Source organism: Okeania sp. SIO2B9 (genome assembly GCF_010672505.1).
In the GTDB taxonomy this organism is placed as follows: Bacteria; Cyanobacteriota; Cyanobacteriia; order Cyanobacteriales; family Microcoleaceae; genus Okeania; species Okeania hirsuta.
In genome coordinates this window covers 1-1,399 of sequence record NZ_JAAHGK010001626.1, presented here as the reverse complement: position 1 = coordinate 1,399, position 1,399 = coordinate 1, and the positions used below count along the sequence as shown (strand labels likewise).

The 1,399-nt window shown below is 29.0% G+C and carries 1 protein-coding gene; it reads right to left on the bottom strand.

The annotated features are described in order from the left end of the window. Positions 1-251 precede the first annotated feature (251 nt). Positions 252-1,115: a hypothetical protein gene (locus F6K13_RS33200; RefSeq protein ID WP_287289936.1), complete on the bottom strand. Its 864-nt coding sequence runs from the start codon at positions 1,113-1,115 to the stop codon at positions 252-254. Positions 1,116-1,399: the final 284 nt, after the last annotated feature.

Sequence of the window (1,399 nt, the reverse complement as noted above, 5' to 3'; positions counted from 1 at the left end):
TGGAGCTGTTACCTATTGCCTGTTGCCTGCGCACAGCGCTATATGACCTAAAAGCTTGGACTTTTTTTAACTAAAAAATGCTAAAACGTTTATATATCAGTGCTTTTACATCTAATCAGCAAACCCTAATTAAAAGGTTGATTTATTTTTCGGAGATATCTATTAATTATTAATTATTAATTATTAATTATTAATTATTCCCTATTCCCTGTTCCCTGTTCCCTGTTCCCTAAAAGCAATAATTTTTGGCTTTATTCAAAATTGAGATCCACCCTTCGATATAATCTGACGTTTTGAATTGTGGTTTCTAGAAAGTATTTTTTTTCTAAATATTGATTGAGATAATTTCTATATTCTGGACTAATATTATCTTTTTCTGCTAGTAAAATATAACTGGGATTTTTCGCCATAATTTTATCTAATTCTTGGAGAGCATCCGTAGGTAAAATCTGAGACATGGCTGTTAAATGACTAGGAAAAGCATATTTTGTGGGAATTTTTGTGGGAACTAGGTAATAAATTATTGGTTCATAATTGACGATATATATATAATCTGTCGATCTAATTCTCTGTTGTAGATATTTAGCCATCAAAGCTTCTCTGTCATCCCATGTATCTATTTTTTTTATATATCGATGATAGATAAATTCTAGATTTTTACTTGATTTGTTATAACCTGCTTGGGTAAAAGGATATATTAAAATTAGGAATATAAGTATATTTGGCAAGGCAGAAGGGAAGTCAATAGAAAATTTTCGGGAATTGATTGTAACAGTTTTTTTCGGTTTTTTTGCTTCTTCATATAAATTCCGAATTTGATATTTTTGCTGAGGTAAATGAACAGATTTGATAATAACATAGCTACTAATTAGACATAAAGTAGGTAATAATTGTAAAAAGTAATGATTATAAAATCGCTTTGATAATAAAACTGCTAAAAAAGCACAGCTAAACCACAAAAATAAATAGATTAAATTTCGTTCTTGCTTTAATTTACCTCTAGCAAAGACAAACAAATAAACCGGACTCCAAAATAAACATAGCCACAATAAAATATTTCCTAATACCTGTTTTCTGAGTCTACTGAAAAGGTCTGACCAGGAAAAATTGAGCATTACTACATATTTACTATTAGCAGTGAGAGTCGCATAAATATATTCATCAAAATATCCTGAAAATTGATAAATAACTGCGATGATAATGGCAGGTAAAATTAAGCCTGCACCTAAAATAATATAAAACTTAAATAGGGAAAAGGAAAGATTTTTGAATATGTCTATGTTTATTTTGGAGTCCGGTTTATTTGTTTGTCTTTGCTAGAGGTAAATTAAAGCAAGAACGAAATTTAATCTATTTATTTTTGTGGTTTAGCTGTGCTTTTTTAGCAGTTTTATTATCA